This window comes from Bradyrhizobium sp. Leo78 (assembly GCF_059512425.1).
This window is the reverse complement of record NZ_JCAMOT010000318.1, coordinates 1-346: the sequence shown is the minus strand read 5'-3', so window position 1 is coordinate 346 and position 346 is coordinate 1. Positions and strand designations below refer to the sequence as shown.

The 346-nt window shown below is 50.0% G+C and carries 1 pseudogene; it reads right to left on the bottom strand.

The features are described from left to right. Positions 1 to 118: 118 nt before the first annotated feature. Positions 119 to 346 (bottom strand): annotated as a pseudogene (locus tag AC5ZG1_RS44880) (IS630 family transposase); the annotation flags it as partial.

The window sequence follows — 346 nt, the reverse complement described above, 5'->3', positions numbered from 1 at the left end:
TTTTCCGTGTTGTCGGCCATGATGAACCTCCAAAAAATCTGGCTCCGGTCCCAACTTGTAACTTGAAAGAATGTTCCTGTTTCGTTCTAATAATGAGCTCCACGCTAGTCACGTGAATCTAAAGTTCGCCACATAATGTCTGCTGAGCTTTGTGACAGAAGCGTTTGACAGAGGCCAAGATCTGGTCTGCGGACTTGGTCCATTTGAAGGGCTTCGGGTTGTTGTTGTTGTGCCGTTCGATGAAGGTACGGATGTCGGCCTCGAGCTGCCTGACGGAGGTGTGAACACCTCGCTGGATTTGCTTTCTGGTGAGCTCAGCGAACCAGCGCTCGATCTGATTGATCCA